We start from the raw sequence: 15229 nt of genomic DNA, 5'->3' as shown, positions 1-15229 counted from the left end.
TCCGCCGCCGCGGGGCCGCAGGGTGGCGGGGTCATACGTAGATGCTGCACCGGACGGTGAGGTGGACCCTGATGGGCACGGGTGGATCCGGCGGTCGGCGACCCCGCTGGGGGAGAGTCGGCGCGTCACTGCTGCTGCTGATCCCCTTGCTCGCGGTGACGGCGGCCTCCGGCCCCGGCGACGCCGAGGCACGAACCCTCGCGGCGGACGCCGGGGACAGCCGGGTCGCGTACGCCGGTACGCGCCACCGCAGTCTGGGCCGGGTGGCGAGCGACACGTCCAGCACCCCGCTGTTCGGCGAGGGCCCGGTGCACCAGGACCTCCAGCCCGCCGCGCAGGGCGACCAGTTGGTCTTCGCCAGCCGCCGCGACGAGCGGGCCCCGCAGGTCTACCTGCGGTCCGCGGACGGCTCGGTGCGCCGTCTGACCAGCGGCCTGGACGTGGCGAACCCCCGGCTGACCCCGGACGGCCGTTCGGTCGTCTTCGACTCGGTCCAGCCCGCCGCGTCCGGTGGCGTCCAGCGCGACCTGTGGCTGGTGCGCACCGACGGCACCGGCCTCACCCGGCTGACCGACACCCCCGCGAACGAGGAGCACCCGACGGTCTCGCCGGACGGCGGACGCCTGGCGTACTCCTCCGACAGCGACCGGGCCGTCGGCCGACAGGTCTACGTACGCCCCCTGCGGGGCGGCGGCGCCACCCGCGTCACCGACCCCGCCAACGGCACGGCCACCGAACCGGTGTGGAACCCGGTGGACGACAAGGCCAACCGGGACGTGATCGCCTACACCGCCACCGGACCGTCCGGGCCCCGCCTGCGCTGGACCGACGGGCGCGGCGACGGCCCGCTGCTGGCCGGCGCCCAGGCGGGCTGGCGTACCCACGGGGCAGCGTGGCTGCCCGACGGGAACGGCTTGCTCTTCCTCAGCCCCGACCGCACCTGTGACTGCAAGGGCGACTGGGAGCACGTCTTCCGGGTGCCCGCGCACTCGGCGGACCCGCCCAAGGTGGAGCTCAGCGAGAACCGCGAGGTCGGCCCGGCCACCTGGCTCGGTCCGCTGACCGGCGGCGGCATCGTGGTCGAGCGGATCTCGGCGGCCGGGCCGCACGCGGTGACCCTGCAGGACGCCCGGATGGACGGCTCCGACCCCCGCGACCTCAACCTGACCATCCTCGACGAGGACCCGGCGGCCGACACCAACACCGACCCGGCCAAGGACCCGCTGTTCCAGCCCGCCGCCGGGTACGACCCGTGGACCGAGCGGCAGAACTACACTCCCGACGGGCGCAGGATCGTGGTGACGCGCTTCGAGGGCAAGCCCGACGCCCGGATCGAACGGATCTGGATCGCGGACGCCGACGGTACCCACGAGGCGCCCCTGCCGCTCGCGGGCCGCGGCCCCAAGGACTGGGACACCGACCCGACGTTCTCCCCCGACGGCAGGTTCCTGGCCTTCACCCGGACCTCGCCCGGCGGCGTCGGCGATGCCGCGGGCCCCGCGCGCATCCTGATCGCGGACGCCGCCACCGGTGCGATCCGTGGCGAGATCACCCCGCCCGCGGGCCAGGCCCGGGGCGGCGACGCCCAGCCCACGTGGTCCTCCGACGGCACGACGCTGGCCTTCACCCGCAACCTCGTGATCAACGGCCGCGGAGGCAACAAGCACATCTGGACCGTGCCCGTGGACCGCCTGGACCAGCAGCGCGACCTGAGCGCGACCAACTGTCCCGGTGCCTGCGACGTCATCGACGACAGCCCGGCGTTCTCGCCGGACGGCGCCACCATCGCCTTCAACCGCAAGAACGGCGGAGGCCGCGTCGACGAGCGCAGCGGCATCCTGCTCGTCTCTCCGGCGGGCGGCACCTGCCGGGTCCTGCTGCCCGACTCCGCCCGCGACCTGTCGGGGGCCTGCGGCCGGGAACTGCCCGAACCCACCGCCAAGGGACCGTTCCAGCCCCGCGACGCGGCCTGGACCGCCGACGGCAAGAGCCTGGTGCTCAGTGCCCGCGGCGACCGGGCCGCCAACAGCCCGGAGAAGCTGAAGCTGGTGGACGTGGCGACCGGCGCCCACAACCTGCTCGTCACCGGCCTGCCGGGCCGGCAGAAGGAACCGAGCGTGCAGCAGTCGGTGGACCTCGCGGTGCGCGCACCCGAGAAGGCCGCGCCGCTGACCGTCGGCGGCTCGGCCACCGTCCGGGTGGACGTCGTCAACCACGGCCCGGCGGCCTCACCCGGCACCCGGCTGACCGTCGCGCCCCCGCTCGGCGTGAACGTCACCGCGCTCACCGCACCCCGCGCCACCTGCGACGCCGCGGCCCTGACCTGCGCCCTGGGCGTGGTGCCCCCCGGCACCACCGTCCCGGTGACCGTCACCCTCACCGGCGTCACCCCGGGCGACCAGCCGGTGGACTGGTCGGTCACCGGCAGCGTCCTCGACCCCCGGCCCAGCGACAACACCGGACGGACCGTGGTGCCGGTGCACGAGGCACCCGTACCCCCGAAGCCGACGCCCACCCCGCCGACGCCGACCCCGGCCCCGCCGACCACCCCGCCCACGACGCCCACGCCGCAGCCGGAACCGCCCGCACCCCCGGCCGGCCCCGGGGTGAGCGTCACGGCGCAGCCGAACCCCGGCTACGTCGGCGGCCGCGTCGTGGTCACGTACACCGTCCGCAACGGCCGCAACGCCCTGGCCACCGGCCTGCGTCTGCGCATCGGCCTCCCGCAGGGCGTGCCCCACGCCGGGCCGCCGCCGGGCTGCGACCAGAACTGGGAGTGCGCACTGCCGGACCTGGCTCCGGGCGCCCGGACCGTCCTGCGGGTCGTCCTCAACCCCGACAAGGCGCTCACCGGCCTCGTGACCGGCAGCCTGACCACGACCGGCACGGACGCCGACCCCGGCGACAACAGCGCCCAGCAGCAGCTGCGCATCCTCCAGCCGCGCATCGTCGCCGTGCCGCCGATCGGCAGGCCCGGCTTCGTCACCTCGGTACGCGGCGAGGACTTCCCGCCCGGCGTGCCCGTGCGGTTCACCTGGAAGCCGGGCATCACGGCCGCGGCGGCACCGACCTTCCCCCGGTCCGACGGCACGTTCATCGGGCAGCTGCTGATCCTCGCCAAGGACCAGACCGGCCCCCGTGTCATCACCGCGAGCGGCCCCGGCTTCTCCCCGGTGCAGACCGACTTCCTCGTGGTCAACGGCACGGTGCAGCCGCCCGACGAGGTGACGCGCCGATGATCCACGAGGTCGACGAGGGGCTGCGGCGGCTGCTGGCGGAATCCGGCCTGGAGGCGTCGGGCGTCGAGGTCGTGTTCGACGCGCCGACCAGTGACTGGGCGGCACGCCGCAGCGCGCCCACGGTCTGCGTGTTCCTGTACGACATCAGGGAGGACCCGACCCGGCGCGGCAGCGGTGCGGGCGAGGTGTACGACGCGGACGGGTTCGTCGTCGCGCGCCGCACCCCGCCACGCTGGTTCGAGCTGACGTACCTGGTCACCGCCTGGGCGAGCAGACCGCAGGACGAGCACCGGCTGCTCTCCCAGGTGCTCTCCTGCCTCGTGTCCACCGACACGCTGCCCCCGCGCCTGCTGACCGGCACGCTCGCCGAGCTCGGCCTGATCGTGGACGTGGACGCGGGCGGCACCGGAATGGACGCGCCGGCCGCCTCCGACGTGTGGTCGGCGCTGGGCGGCGAGCTGAAGCCGTCCCTCGGGCTGCGCGTGAAGGCGCCGCTGGCAGGCATCAGCAAGGTCACGGCCCCGCCCGTCACCGAGGGCCTCGTGGTGAACTCCGTACCGCAGGCCGGACCGGGCGAGGACGGGAGCCCGCGCCGGCTGCGCTACGTCGAGCTGGGCGCACCGGGGCCGGAAGGCTTCGGCGGCTCACGGGAACGGCCCAAGGCTCCCGCCCGCCGCCGACGAGGAGAACGGCAGCCGTGACGCACACCCTCCAGCCCCCGGCACCGGACACCGCACCGGACCCGGCCGGCGCCGACGAGGTCCCGTACCTGTGGACGCGGCTCCGGCTCGTCGAGGAGCGGGTACGGCTGGCCGTGGCGCTCCGGCGCGCCGTCGACCCCGACCTGGACGACCCCTACCGGGGCCAGTACTTCACTCCCGAGGGGGTCGCCCGGATCCTGGACGAGGAGCACGGGCCGGGCCTGCCCGCGCTCGCACCGGGCGGCCCTCCGCCCGGCTCGCCGCTCGACGTCCTCGCGACGCGCTTCGGGCTGGATCCGCTGGACGTGGACCTGCTCCTGGTCGCCCTGGCGCCGGACCTGGACGCCCGCTTCGAACGGCTCTACGGCTACCTCAACGACGACCTGACACGGCGTCGGCCGACCGTCGGACTCGCCCTCGAACTGTGCGGACGCAGCCGGGTCGCGGCCGCCCGGTTCCGGCTCTCCCCCGGCGCACCGCTCGTCGCGGGCGGTCTGCTGGAGGTCACGGAGGCCGAACGGCCGCCCCTGTCCCGGGTGCTGGCCGTCCCGGACCGGGTCACCGCCCACCTGCTCGGCGACGCCGCGCCCGATCCGCGTCTGGCCGAGGTGCTCGGCGAGGCCGCCGACGACCCGGCCGTCGACCCCGACGAACTGAACCGGGCCGCCGCCGCGGCCACGAGCGGCACCGGCCACGTCCACCTGCGGACCCGCGGCGGCGACCCCGAGGGCCTGGCCGCCGCCGCACTGCACGCCTGCGGACTGCGCCCCCTGGTCCTCGACCCGGCGGCACTGACCCACCACACCCGCGCCCTGCCCGCACTCGCCCGCGCCGCCGCCCGCGAGGCCCGCCTGCTGGGCGCCGGTGTGCTGCTCGGGCCGCTGGAGGAACTGCCCGACAAACCCGATGAGCGGGCCCACGTCCTGCGCAGTCTGTGCACGGCGCTGCGCGGCATCCCCCTGTTCACGCACGGTACGAGCGGCTGGGAACCCGCCTGGGCGGCCGCCACCCCCGTCACCGTGACGGTGGCGGCCCCCTCCCCCGACCGGCAGGCCGTGCGCTGGCGCCACGCGCTGGAGCGGGCCGCCGGCGAACGCGGGGACACCGGCGAGGCCGACGCGCTCGCCCGGTCCGTGGCCGCGCACCGCCTCGACGCCGGGCAGCTTCGGCGGGCCGCCGACGCCGCGTCGCGCACCGCCGCGCTCGACGGCCGCCCGGTCGACCCCGACGACCTGCGTACCGCGGTACGGGCCCAGAACGGCGCGGGCCTGGCCCGCCTCGCCCGCCGGGTGGAGCCCGCGGTGGGCTGGGACGACCTGGTGCTGCCCGCCCCCACCCACCGTCGGCTGCGTGAACTCGCGGTGCGCGCGCGCCACCGCGACCAGGTCCTCGGGCAGTGGGGCATGCGGCCCGGCGGCGGGCGCGGGCGCGGGGTGATCGCGCTGTTCGCGGGTTCCTCCGGCACCGGCAAGACCATGTCCGCCGAGGTCGTGGCGGCCGACCTGGGCATGGACCTGTACGTGGTGGACCTGTCCACGGTCGTCGACAAGTACGTCGGCGAGACCGAGAAGAACCTGGAGCGGATCTTCACCGAGGCGTCGGCCGTCAACGCGGTGCTGCTCTTCGACGAGGCCGACGCGATCTTCGGCAAGCGCTCGGAGGTGAAGGACTCCCACGACAAGCACGCCAACATGGAGTCGGCGTACCTGCTCCAGCGGATGGAGTCCTTCGACGGCATCGCCATCCTGACCACCAACCTGCGGGCCAACCTCGACGAGGCGTTCACCCGCCGCCTGGACGTGGTCGCGGACTTCCCCGTGCCCGACGGCGCCCAGCGCCTGGCCCTGTGGGAGCGGTGCCTGGGCGACCGGCTGCCCCGGACCGACGACCTCGATCTCGGCTTCTGTGCGGACCGGTTCGAACTCGCCGGAGGCTCGATCCGGGCCTGCGCGGTGACCGCCGCCTACTCCGCGGCCGCATCGGGTGAGCCGCTGACCATGCCCCAGGTGGTGACGGCCGTCGCCCAGGAGTACCGCAAGCTCGGCCGCCTGCTCCTGGAGAGCGAGTTCGGGCCGTACCTGGGCCGGATCACGGACGTGTGACCTGGGCCGCGGCGTGCCGGGCGGGCTGCCTGGCCGGTCCGGCGGGGGCGACCGCAAGGGCAGCGCACTTGCCCCTGGCCAGGTCCGAACGCCCCTGCCGCCGGCGGCGGCAGCCGGAAAGGCTGTGACCAGACCTGATTGCCAAGCCGTGACGAAGGAGCGAGCATGCCGACGTACCTCACCCCGGGCGTGTACGTGGAGGAGGTGCAGTCCGGTGCTCGCCCGATCGAAGGGGTCGGCACCGCCGTCGCCGCGTTCGTCGGGTTCGCCCAGAGCGGACCCTTCCACGAGCCGACGCTGGTCACCAGCTGGGACCAGTACAGCCAGCACTTCGGGGGCTTCACCGAGGGCACCTACCTGCCCCACGCGGTCTACGGGTACTTCGCCAACGGCGGCGGCGCCGCGTACGTCGTCCGCGTCGGCGGATCCGACCGTGACGACGCCTCCGCCGCACCGGCCACCGCGGGAGCGGTCCCCCAGCCCCGCGCGGCGCAGCCCGTCGAGCTCGGCGGCTTCCTGATCACGGCGCGGCCGGGCGTCACCGGCGTGTCCGTGGAGATCGCCGACGCGGACGGGGAGAACCCGCCCGAGGACCGCTTCAAGCTCCTGGTCCGCCAGGGCGAGCAGGTCGCCGAGACCTTCGAGGTCTCCGCCCGCAAGAACGTCAAGGGCTACCTCGTCACCCAGGCGCGCGCCTCGAAGCTGATCGAGGTCACGGAGCAGCGCTCCGCCGCCCAGACCCGGCCCGCCGGCCAGACCCTGGCCCTGCCCGACGCCCCGGCCGCCGTGCCCGCCGCGACCGGCAACGGCACCGTGTCCCGGCTCGACCCGGCCGAGTACGTCGGCGACGCGGCCGCCCGCACCGGATTCGCCGGCCTCGAGACCATCGACGAGATCACGATGGTCGCCGTGCCGGACCTGATGAGCGCCTACCAGCGCGGCGACATCGACGCCGAGGGCGTGCGCACCGTGCAGCTCGCGGTGATCTCGCACTGCGAGCAGATGGGCGACCGGGTGGCCGTGCTGGACACCCCGCCCGGGCTCTCCGCGCAGCAGGTGCGCACCTGGCGCAACGACGAGGCGGGCTACGACTCCCGCTATGCCACCCTCTACTACCCGTGGGTGCGGGTCTTCGACCCGGCCGCCGGGCACAACACGACCGTCCCGCCGAGCGGTCACATCGCCGGTGTGTGGGCGCGCAGCGATGCCGAGCGCGGTGTGCACAAGGCCCCCGCCAACGAGGTGATCCGCGGCGCGGTGGACCTGGAACTGCGCCTGAGCAAGGGCGAGCAGGACCTGCTCAACCCGATCGGCGTGAACTGCGTACGGGCCTTCCCCGGCCGGGGCATCCGGATCTGGGGCGCGCGCACCCTCTCCTCCGACCCGGCCTGGCGCTACCTGAACGTGCGCCGCCTTTTCAACTACCTGGAGGAGTCCATCCTCCTGGGCACCCAGTGGGTGGTCTTCGAACCCAACGACGACCGGCTCTGGTCGAGCATCCGGCGCAACGTCACCGCGTTCCTGACCGAGGAGTGGCGCCGCGGCGCCCTGTTCGGCCGCACGGCGGCGGAGGCGTTCTACGTCAAGTGCGACCGGGACAACAACCCGCAGGAGTCGATCGACCAGGGCCGCGTGGTCTGCGAGATCGGTGTGTCGCCCGTCAAGCCCGCCGAGTTCGTGGTGTTCCGGCTGGCCCAGTTCTCCGACAGCACCAGCCTCATCGACGAGTGACCCTCCGGGGCAGCAGCAGCAAGGAAAGGTGAAGGACAGTCATGGCAGAGGGCGATGCTCTTTCCACCCACGTCTTCGGCGTACAGCTCGGTGGCTACCTGGTCGAGTCGATCCAGGAGATCAGCGGTCTGACCGTCGAGGAAGAGGTCGTCGAGGTCCGCCAGGTCAGCGCGGAGGGCAAGCAGATCATCCGCAAGCAGCCCGGCGCACGCCAGGCGGGCGAGGTGACGATCACCCGGGGACTCGACAAGAGCAGCGAGTTCACCAAGTGGATCAAGGAGACGCTGAACAACGGCGCCGTCGACACCGCGCGGCAGAACCTCACCATCGAGATCAAGGACTCCACCGGATCGACCGTCCGCCGCATCCAGCTGATGCAGGGCTGGGCCTCCAAGTGGGAGGGCCCCTCCCTCAAGGCCGGCGAGTCCGCGGCGGCCACCGAGTCCGTGACCATCGTGTTCGAGGAGATCATCGTCGAATGAGGCGCCGCACGGTGACCGCGGGCAGCCTGGAGGAGATCCTCCAGGTCACGGCGCCCGCCCAGACCCCGGAGCAGGCGGCGGCACCCCCGGCCGCCGCCGCTCCGGCCCCTCGCGAGGACCACGGGCTGCGCACGGAGTTCGAGTTCGAGCTGCCGCGCGGGTACGTGGACGAGGCGGGCACCGTGCACCGGCACGGTGCGATGCGCCTGGCCACCGCGCGCGACGAGCTCCGCCCGCAGATCGACCTGCGGGTCAAGGAGAACCCGGCGTACCTGAGCGTGGTGCTGCTGAGCCAGGTGATCACCCGGCTCGGCACCATCACCGACGTGCACGCCGGGGTCGTCGAGCGGATGTACGCGACCGACGTCGCGTTCCTCCAGGACTTCTACCGGCGCGTCAACAGCGAGGGCCACACCCGCGCGGCGGTCACCTGCCCGCACTGCGACGGCGGCTTCGAGGTCGACCTCTCCGGTGGGCGCCTGGGGGAATCGTGACGTACGCCCTCCCCCGGCTCCGGGAGGAGATCGCGTACATCGCCTACCACTTCCACTGGCAGCGCGACGAGATCCTCGACCTGACCCACGGCGAGCGCCAGAACTGGGTCACCGAGATAGCTCGTATCAACACCCGTGTGAACGAAGGCGGTTGAACAGATGGCATGGCGGGACAGGCTGCGTCGGCGTGCCGCCGTGCCGGACACCGCGGCCGCGCTGGCGCCGCCGGCGGCGGCGGACCAGAACACGGCTGCCGCGCGGGACGTCGCCGTGCCCGGCGACTGGGACGGCGGCTGGCGCATGACCTCGCCGCCCGAACTGACCGTGTCGCGCGCGCCGATGGGCGTCAGTGACGGGCTCGCCTTCCGCTCCGGCCTGGCCGCGTGGCGCGACCCGTCCTTCGACACGGGGCTCGCCCACGCCCTGCTGCCGTCCGCCCCGGCCGGTCTCGTACGCGGGGTCGCCCGCTCCGCCACCGCCCGCCCCACCCACAGCGGCGGCGGCCCCCTGCTCCTGCGGGCGCTGCGCACCGAGCCCGGCGCGGAGGAGCCGGCCGGGCAGACGCAGCCGGTGCGGCCGTCGGCTCCGGGAGCGCCGTCGCGGCGGCGCGACACCCCGCAGATCTCGCGCCGTACGCGACCCGGCGCCCCGTCGTCAGGCATGACGGCGCCCGGCCCGAACCAGTCGGGCACGGACCGGTCCGCACCGGACGCCGTACCCCCGACCCGCGGCGCGGAGCCCGGCGCACCGGGTCCGGTGGTCGCGCGTACCACCGCCCGTGGCCGCGCGGGCGCCCCGTCCTCGGGCGCCCCGTCCTCGGGCGCCCCGTCCTCGGGCGCCCCGTCCTCGGGCACGACGCCGCCCGGCCCGAAGCACTCGGGCACGGACCGGTCCGCACCGGGTCCGGTCGTCGCGCGTACCACCGCCCGTGGCGACGCGGGCGCTCCGTCCTCGGGCTCGCGCGGCCCGGCCGCGGATCCGGAGGCGTCCGCATCGGGCGGGAACCCGACCGCGGCGGACGCCGTGGCGCCGTCCCGCGGCAGCGACCGCGCGCGGGCCCGGGCCAAGGACGCCGGTGCCGGCGCGCCCGGCCCCGTCGTCGCGCGTGCCCTCGCACGTGGCGCTGCGGGCACGGTCCGGCCGGATGCCGGGACGTCGGGGGAGGCTGGGGCCGCCACCCGAGGCCTCACGTCCACGCACTCCGCGGCCGTGCTCGGGGCGCCCGCTCCCGCCGTGCAGCGGGCCGCAGTGTCCCCTGCCAACCGTACGGCGACGCCTGCGCGGTTCCCGCTGGTCCGCCGCATCGCGGTGGTCCCCGGGGCGTCCGCCGAAGGTGCCCCGGCGGCCCGGACGACGTCCCCGTCCGGTCCTCCCGTCCAGCGCGCCGCGGCGCGCGCATCCGGGTCCGGCGCACCTGCCCGCGCCACCGGGTCCACGCCCGTACGGGCGGCCTCGGATGCCCATCCCGGTCGCACGGGTGAGGAGTCGCCCGCCCCGGAGGCTCGCGGCACCACCCGTACCACCGTGGTCCGGCCGCGCGCCGTCGGCCGTACGCTGACCGTCGCCCGGGTCCCGGCCACGCCCCGGCGACGCGTGTCCGCCGTACGTCCCCCCGAGGCGCCGGACACCGCCCCCGTCCTGCCCGGGGCCGGCTCGGAAACGCCCGTACAGCGTGCGCAGACCCGCGCCCCGCTCGGCACACCGCTGACCGAACTGCCGCCCACCGCCACCGCGACCCCCGTCCCCGCGCCCGCATCGGCCCCCGCCATGCCCACGGTGCAGCGCCAGGCAGAACCCACGCCCCCGCAGACCCGCGCCCCGCTCGGTGCGCCGCTGAACGAACTGCCGCCCCAGACCACGGCAACCCAGGCATCGGCGCCCGCTCCCGCCATGCCCACGGTGCAGCGCCAAACGGAACCCACGCCCCCGCAGACGCCGGTGCAGCGGGCACGCACACGCGCACCGCTCGGCGCGCCGCTGACCGAACTGCCGCCCACCGCCACAACGACCCCCGTCACCGCCGCCGCACCCGCCGCCTCCCCTGCCATGCCCACGGTGCAGCGCCAGGCCGAACCCGCACCCCCGCAGACGCGCCCACCTCTCGGCGCGCCCCTCACCGAACTACCACCCACGGCCACAGCGGCCCCAGGACCCACACCGGCATCGGCGCCCGCACCGGCAACCGCACCCGCCATGCCCACGGTGCAGCGCCAGGCAGAACCGGCCGACCGACCGAACCCCGCCCCGGAACGGCCGGAACGCTCTGCGCCGCGCGTACGCACCGGCCTGGGGGCGCCCCTGCCCTCGCTGCCACCGAGCGCCGCCGTGCCCACGTCCGTCTCCTCCCGGTCCCGCGCCGCGCGGCCCCAGGCGCCGTCCGTCCACGCGCCTGTGCTGGGCGCCGGCGACGTGCAGCGCCGTACCGCCGTACCCTCCGCGGCCGCCGGCGGCCCGGCCGGTACTCCCCCGCTCGTCCAGCGGGCCACCGCCACCCCGCAGGGCAAGGGCATCGGCCCGGTCCCGCTCGTCGTGGCACGTGCCGTCGCCGACCGGAGCGGAACCCCGCACCACGAGCGCGCCGACACCGCGACGGCCGCGCCGTACGCGCCCCGCACCCTCCAGCTCCTGGCGGCACGGCCGCTGACCCTCGGCACCGGTGACATGGGAGGCCCCGGAGGCACGGCCGCCCCCGCCCCCCGCCCGGCAGGCCGCCCTGTGGTCCCGGCCCGCTGGTCCGCGCCGTCCACCCCGTCCAGCCCGTCCACCGCACCGCCGCAGATCCAGCGAGCCGCGGACGGGCCACGGGCAGCGGCCTCGCCGACACCCGCGCCGCACGCCCCCGCCCCCGTACCCCCTGGCCACGGCCCGCGTCCCGTGCGCGCCGTGCGCCCGGCATCCGCGTCGTCCGGGGCGGCCTCCGCCGCGGCCGCTCCCCTGCCCGTGACCGGCCCGTACGCACCACCGCTCGTGGTCCAGCCGTCCCCGGCCGCGTCGGCGGCCGGGACCGTACCCGTCGTACGCCCCAGGACACCGGCCCCCGTCGTCGCCCCGGTGGCGACCGGCCCCGCGCCACCGGCGAGCGGCCCGCCTGCGGTACAGCGGGACACGGGCGGGACCACGACCAACAGCGGTCGGACCAACCCCGGTCAGAGCAACCCCGGTCGGACCGACCCCGCTCCGATCGGCGCAGGCAAGACCGCCGCGGCCGGCCGGCCCGAGGGTGCACGCGACGCGGTGCCGCACGGCGGCGACCTCGACCTGGACGACCTGGCACGGCGTCTGCTCGATCCGGTCGCCCGCCTCCTGCGCACCGAGCTGCGGCGCGGCCGGGAACGCGCGGGCAGGCCCTTCGACGGGCGCCGCTGAGAACACGTACGAACGAGAAACGGACGACGGACCGATGACCGACAACATCTTCGCGACAAGCGTGTTCTTCCGGCTGGCGATCGGCGGCAACGACCTGGGCGCCTTCCACACCTGCTCCGGCATGGGCGCCGAGGTCGAGATGGAGAGCTACGCCGAGGGCGGCAACAACGGCTTCACCTGGCAGCTGCCCGGGCGCGTGACCTGGTCGAACATCACCCTCACCCGGCCCGTCACGGCCGACACGGCGAAGATCGGCCGTTGGCTGGACGAGACGCTGCGGCGGGTCGAACCGAAGGACGGCGAGATCGTGGCACTGCGGCCCGACCTGAGCCGGATCATCAGCTGGCAGGTGTTCGGGATCGTCCCGGTGCGCTGGCAGGGGCCGTCCTTCGACCCCGCCAACTCCGCGGCGGCGGTGGAGACCCTGGAGATCGCCCACGCGGGCCTGCTGCCCTCCTGACCCACCGTCACCACCTGCTCCTCGTCCTCGTCCTCGCCGCTCCGGAAGGAAGTCCACGGCATGGCCTCTTCGGCACGCGCCAGCCGCGCCAGGGCCCAGCTCACCCTCAAAGAGCCCCCGGCCTCGGTCGGGGCCAAGCCCGGCGGGACGATCGCCCGGCTCGACCTCCAGTTCAACCCCTCGAAGCTGCAGCTGGGCAAGACCACCGAGTGGCGGCGGTCCCCGTCCCGGATGGCGGGTCAGTCGGCGCTGCCCGAGTTCGTGGGCAGCGGCCCGCGCACCCTGAGCCTCGAAGTGTTCCTGGACGCCACCGCCAAACACGACAACTCGGTGGAGCAGGCGGTGGAGAAGCTGATGAAGGCGTGCGTGCCGACCCCGGCCAGCCTCGGCCGCAAGAAGCCGGCGAGCCCCTGGGTGCGCTTCGAGTGGGGCAGCGCGCGGACGACGTCGTTCGACGGGGTCCTGTCGAACCTGTCGGTGTCGTACACGCTCTTCGACGTGGACGGCAAGCCGCTGCGGGCCACCTGCTCGCTGTCCATCGAGGAGGCGAGCGTCGACCCGCCCGGCCAGAACCCGACCTCCGGCTCACGCACCGCCCGCAGCACCCACACCGTGGTGGCGGGCGACAGTCTGGCCATGCTGGCCTGGCGCGAATACGGCGACGCGACGGCCTGGCGGGCCATCGCCGAGGCCAACGGCATAGACGACCCGATGGCACTCGTCCCCGGCACCGAGCTCGTGGTGCCGGGCACGCGGGACCAGCACGGCGAGGAGGAGCAGCGGTGAGCGGGTCCGAACCCGGAGGCCGGTCGTTCGCGGCCGACCCGATCGTAGAGGCCCCCGGCGAACTGCCGCAGACCTGGGCGGCGCAACTGGTGAGCTGCGTGGTGGACGAGAACGTGGGCCTGCCCGACACCGCGGTGCTCACCTACCGCGACCCCGACCACGAGTTCCTGCGCGCCACCGGCATCACCATCGGCACCCCGCTGCGGGTGTCGGTGGCTACCGCGAAGGGGCAGACGCGGGAACGGCTGTTCAACGGCGAGGTCACGGCCCTGGAGATCGACCGGGACCGCACCGGCTCGTTCACCGTCGTACGCGCCTATTCCAAGGCGCACCGGCTCCAGCGCGGCCGCAAGGTCGTGGCGTACCGGAACATGACGACCGCCGCCATCGTCCGCAAGGTGGCGGCCGGAGCCGGACTCGCCGTCGGGAAGGTGGAGGCCGCTCCGGTCACGTACAAGCAGCTGTCCCAGGCGAACGTCTCCGACTGGGACTTCCTCCAGTACCTCGCCGGCGAGAGCGGCGCGCAGGTGCGCGTCGACGACAAGGGGCTGCTCCAGTTCACCCGGCCCGTGAAGGCGTCGGGGGCGCCCGCCCCGTCGACGTCGGCGGTGCGCGACCCGATGGTCCTGGAGTACGGGCGGAACCTCCTCGCCCTGCGGGCCGCGCTGTCGGCAGCCGACGGCGCCTCGAAGGTGCAGGTACGCGGCTGGGACGTGACCACGAAGCGGCCGCTCGTCGCCGAACACCCGTCCGTGGTCAGCGACACGGTGGTTCCGGGCCTCGGCCCGCAGACCGCCGCCCGGTTCGGGGCGGCGGCCGTGTCCGTCACCGACACCCCCTACCGCACGCAGGCCGAGACGACGGCGGTCGCGAAGGCGGCGGCGGCCCAGATCAGCGCCGGTTTCGGCGAGTTGGAGGCGGTGGCCGAGGGGAACCCGCTGCTGCGGGCCGGCAAGCCGGTGGCCCTCGGCAACGTCGGGCAGGCGTTCTCCGGCCGGTACACGGCCACGGCCGTGCAGCACGTCCTGGAGCCGCACGGCGGCTTCCGCACGACCGTGTGGGTCAGCGCCAGCCCGGACCGCTCCCTGACCGGCCTCGTGACCGGCGCCAACGCGCCGGGTCGCGGGCCGCGCATCCCCGGCCTGGCGATCGGCGTCGTGACGGACGTGCGCGAGCCGAACGGCTCCGAACGCGGCGCGGTGCGGCTGAAGTTGCCCTGGCTGGACGACACCTACGTCACGGACTGGGTGCGCACCGTCCAGTGGGGCGGCAAGGGCGGCGGCGGGGTGGTGAGCCCCGAGGTCAACGACGAGGTGCTGGTCGGGTTCGAGCAGGGCCTGCTCGACAGCCCGTACGTCATCGGCGGGCTCTACAACGGCGTGGACAAGCCCTCACCGCACGACGTGCCGCTGATCGACAAGACCAGCGGCAAGGTCAACCGCCGCTCGATCGTGTCGCGTTCGGGCCACCGCGTGGAACTGCTGGACGCGGCGGCGCCCGGCCCCTCCGGGCTGCGGCTGGTGACCGGGGACGAACGGCTCGAAGTACGCATGGACGACCGGCGGGACCGGATCGAGCTCACCGTGTACGCGGGCCGGGGCCGTCCCCTGACCTCGGTCCTGCTGGACAAGAGCGGCATCACGCTGGACGCCCGGAAGGGCACCGTGAAGGTGTCCGGCCGCCAGGTGGACATCGACGGCACCGCCGGGGTCAGCATCGGCGGCCGGTCGGTCAAGGTAAACGGCACCACGGACGTCACCGTCAACGGCGGCCTGCTCGCCGTCCTCAAGGCCCGGCTCATCCGGATCAACTGAGCCCCGTACCCGCATGCCCATGCCCCTTGCACCACGACCGCCTTCCCCGAGGAG

At 74.9% G+C, this 15229-nt stretch carries 11 protein-coding genes; all 11 read left to right on the top strand.

Features of this window, described 5'->3' with window-relative positions:
* The first annotated feature begins 71 nt into the window (after positions 1-71).
* Positions 72-3239: a hypothetical protein gene (locus tag OG429_RS28360; RefSeq protein WP_328928067.1), complete on the top strand. Its 3168-nt coding sequence runs from the start codon at positions 72-74 to the stop codon at positions 3237-3239.
* Complete coding sequence (locus tag OG429_RS28355; RefSeq protein ID WP_328928066.1) at positions 3236-3940, top strand: DUF4255 domain-containing protein; 705 nt, start codon at positions 3236-3238, stop codon at positions 3938-3940. The genes OG429_RS28360 and OG429_RS28355 overlap by 4 nt, the downstream gene beginning before the upstream one ends.
* Positions 3937-6042 (top strand): ATP-binding protein, encoded by a 2106-nt coding sequence (locus OG429_RS28350; RefSeq protein ID WP_405678170.1) that lies wholly within the window; start codon positions 3937-3939, stop codon positions 6040-6042. Before OG429_RS28355 ends, OG429_RS28350 begins: the two co-directional genes overlap by 4 nt.
* Before the next feature lie 165 nt (positions 6043-6207).
* Positions 6208-7773, top strand: a complete 1566-nt coding sequence (locus OG429_RS28345; protein ID WP_328928065.1) for a phage tail sheath family protein — start codon at positions 6208-6210, stop codon at positions 7771-7773.
* Positions 7774-7814: 41 nt separating this feature from the next.
* Positions 7815-8255: a phage tail protein gene (locus OG429_RS28340; protein WP_328928064.1), complete on the top strand. Its 441-nt coding sequence runs from the start codon at positions 7815-7817 to the stop codon at positions 8253-8255.
* Positions 8252-8749, top strand: coding sequence for a hypothetical protein (locus tag OG429_RS28335; RefSeq protein WP_328928063.1), 498 nt, complete (start codon positions 8252-8254; stop codon positions 8747-8749). Before OG429_RS28340 ends, OG429_RS28335 begins: the two co-directional genes overlap by 4 nt.
* Positions 8746-8904: a DUF6760 family protein gene (locus OG429_RS28330; RefSeq protein ID WP_328928062.1), complete on the top strand. Its 159-nt coding sequence runs from the start codon at positions 8746-8748 to the stop codon at positions 8902-8904. Before OG429_RS28335 ends, OG429_RS28330 begins: the two co-directional genes overlap by 4 nt.
* A gap of 4 nt (positions 8905-8908) precedes the next feature.
* The gene (locus tag OG429_RS28325) at positions 8909-12115 is read left to right on the top strand and encodes a hypothetical protein (RefSeq protein ID WP_328928061.1); all 3207 of its coding nucleotides are present in this window, start codon (positions 8909-8911) and stop codon (positions 12113-12115) included.
* Positions 12116-12149: 34 nt separating this feature from the next.
* Positions 12150-12575 (top strand): phage tail protein, encoded by a 426-nt coding sequence (locus OG429_RS28320; RefSeq protein WP_030664136.1) that lies wholly within the window; start codon positions 12150-12152, stop codon positions 12573-12575.
* Between the two features lie 60 nt (positions 12576-12635).
* Positions 12636-13361, top strand: a complete 726-nt coding sequence (locus OG429_RS28315) for a CIS tube protein (RefSeq protein WP_328928060.1) — start codon at positions 12636-12638, stop codon at positions 13359-13361.
* Positions 13358-15175 (top strand): VgrG-related protein, encoded by a 1818-nt coding sequence (locus tag OG429_RS28310; RefSeq protein WP_328928059.1) that lies wholly within the window; start codon positions 13358-13360, stop codon positions 15173-15175. Before OG429_RS28315 ends, OG429_RS28310 begins: the two co-directional genes overlap by 4 nt.
* Positions 15176-15229: the final 54 nt, after the last annotated feature.

This window comes from Streptomyces sp. NBC_00190 (assembly GCF_036203305.1).
Lineage (GTDB): Bacteria > Actinomycetota > Actinomycetes > Streptomycetales > Streptomycetaceae > Streptomyces.
Note: the sequence above shows the minus strand (reverse complement) of the source record. Positions and strands in the feature narration are given on the sequence as shown.